This window comes from Seohaeicola zhoushanensis (assembly GCF_014656415.1).
Classification (GTDB): Bacteria; Pseudomonadota; Alphaproteobacteria; order Rhodobacterales; family Rhodobacteraceae; genus Seohaeicola_A; species Seohaeicola_A zhoushanensis.
On the sequence record NZ_BNCJ01000061.1, the window covers coordinates 1 to 2,249 of the forward strand.

General features: G+C 61.0%; 3 protein-coding genes. All 3 read left to right on the forward strand.

Going from position 1 to position 2,249, the window contains the following annotated elements; genetic code table 11:
* Nucleotides 1-285: 285 nt before the first annotated feature.
* A complete protein-coding gene (locus tag IE266_RS26670) occupies nt 286-777 on the forward strand; it encodes a hypothetical protein (protein WP_189683173.1) in 492 nt (163 codons plus the stop codon).
* A gap of 109 nt (nt 778-886) precedes the next feature.
* Nucleotides 887-1,270 (forward strand): hypothetical protein, encoded by a 384-nt coding sequence (locus tag IE266_RS26675; RefSeq protein WP_189683174.1) that lies wholly within the window; start codon nt 887-889, stop codon nt 1,268-1,270.
* Nucleotides 1,271-1,757: 487 nt separating this feature from the next.
* Nucleotides 1,758-2,219, forward strand: coding sequence for a spermine/spermidine synthase domain-containing protein (locus IE266_RS26680; RefSeq protein ID WP_189683175.1), 462 nt, complete (start codon nt 1,758-1,760; stop codon nt 2,217-2,219).
* Nucleotides 2,220-2,249 lie beyond the last annotated feature (30 nt).

Here is a 2,249-nt window from a genome sequence, read left to right on the forward strand (position 1 = left end):
CGGCCCGCCAGTGAGCGCGAGGCCCATGAGGAGCTACACCACTTCCCGGGACATCATCATTGAAATTGTTTCGCGTGAGCCGGTGAGGTGCTCGACCGCTGTGCTCCGGCACAGGGACGCCAAGATCATCCGCGCGAGCAAAGCGCCAGCGCTCACCAGCCGCAGTGCGCCTGGCAGGCCCTCTGCCTTGGGATGATGCGGGCGGAGGGTAATCAGCGACTGAAAAATCTTTTTCCGCCTCCAAGGGTCGAACCTATGTGCTCGGGACACACACAGGAAACGACCATGCACCACCCGAATTTCCACCTGATCGACCAATGCTACGCAGAACCGTTTGGCCAGGAGACCATGGCCAGGTTTCTTGCCGCACATGGCACTCGGATGGGCGCAACACCATTGCCGCCTGAGATCAAGCCGGGCAAGCCCCGCGAGGCGTTCAGGAACGCCTGGGATCTCGCTCTGACATCGCGGGCCGATTACTGGGAGGGCTACGCCTGGCACCCCGAGTGCGGCGCCCTGCCCTTTCATCATGCCTGGTGCGTCGACCCGCGCTCCGGCACGGTCCTGGACACAACATGGCGGGATGTCGAGGGTGCCGTTTATCTCGGCGTCGGCATTCCGACCGAACGACTTTGTACAAACCTCAACGCAAGCGGCATCTTCGGCATTCTCGACAAGGGCGTCGGCTTCGAACACGGCACCGTGGAAGACCTCTGGGGGTGGGTGGACCAATTCCGCCCGACCGCGTTGCGAGATCGCCAGTGCCTCGCGCCGTAACCGCATGAGCAAGACGGTGACACTGTTCGCCGCGGGGTTTCCGTCGTCCCGCGGTCGAACCCAGCTTCTCTTCAGACGACGACCACCCATCCATCAGAAAGGAACAACCATGGGACTGGATATTGGCTTCTACCGACAGGATGAAACAGAAGCGCTCGGCTTCCGAAACCATGGCGATCTGTTCGACATGATCATCGCGCAGCCGCACGTCCGGGTCGAGCCCTATGACGACTTCTACGTGACACGTCCGATGGTGACGGCCGTCCTCGAGGAGATCGAAGAGGAGATGACTGCAAACGGCTTACCCCTGCCCACTCTCCCGGACCGCGACACGATCGAGTTCGCGGACCTGCGGTCGGCGATCCCCCGCGAGTTCTTCTTCGGCGAGCCCGATGACTGGGTGGCAGCGCTGCCCTTCTACCGCGTTCTGCTGACAGAGCTTCTCGATGATGTACGCCGGGATGGGTGCCTGATCTGTGGTTGGAGCGCTTAGACGCGGCGCGCGCAGATATGGGAACAGGTTGGCTGGCCACCTGGCTCTGGAACACCCAGCGGAAGAAACCCATGGTCACCGGCTGCGTTAGCACGGCGCGGAAGTCCGGATCGGCCACGCGGAGGTGGCGCAGTTGTGCTTGGTCGAGTGGCGCATCGCCCAACTCGATCCCCAGTTCATTAAGGCGGGCATGTTGCGGAGTGACCGGTGCTGGTTCCTGCTTGGCTGGGGTGTCTTGGTTGCTTTTCGGGCTAGCCGCCGCTATCTAGCCGGGGAGCCGTTATCTGCGACGGCATCTGTCAGACAGGCTGGACTGATGAATTCCCTGTTCAACATTTCGGCTGTCTTCCCCCTCCTGTGCGGAATCAGTTCAAACAATGTCTGAGGGTTGCCTGATCGCCTGAGGCGCAGGGCAACCCCGGAAAGCGATGAACCGCTGATCGCCCCCGCCTAAGAGCGAGGGGTCACTTTTGTTACAGGACATGACATGACCTCGTGGACCACACTTGCCCGCGCCGGGACGGCGTCGGGAGATGACATCCTTTTGCGCAAACGCGATGAACTGTTCGAAATCCGCTATAACGGCATAGAACTGATGTCGAACCTGAACCATCAGTCCGAGGACCAGCTTGCGCTGCGGTCCATGCGTCGGATGAACTTTGAGGCGCGGCGGATCCTGATCGGAGGTCTCGGCCTCAGCTTCACGCTGCGCGCGGTGCTTGATCTTGCCGCGCCAGATGCGGAAGTGACCGTTTGCGAGCTGATCCCGGAGATCGTCGATTGGAACCGGGGTCCGTTGGCCCATCTGGCAGATCATGCGCTCGACGATCCGCGGACACGAGTACTGGTCGGCGATGTGCAAACACATCTGGCAGAGATCACCACAGACTATGACCTGATCCTGCTGGATACCGACAACGTCCTATGTTGGGAAGATTTTGCTGCTTAGGTCAGCAGGTCATGGGGCATCCGGTGTTCC

Coding starts and splice junctions, on each gene's coding strand:
- IE266_RS26670 (WP_189683173.1), top strand. CDS start 286: ATGCACCACCCGAATTTCCACCTGATCGACCAATGCTACGCAGAACCG.
- IE266_RS26675 (WP_189683174.1), top strand. CDS start 887: ATGGGACTGGATATTGGCTTCTACCGACAGGATGAAACAGAAGCGCTC.
- IE266_RS26680 (WP_189683175.1), top strand. CDS start 1,758: ATGACCTCGTGGACCACACTTGCCCGCGCCGGGACGGCGTCGGGAGAT.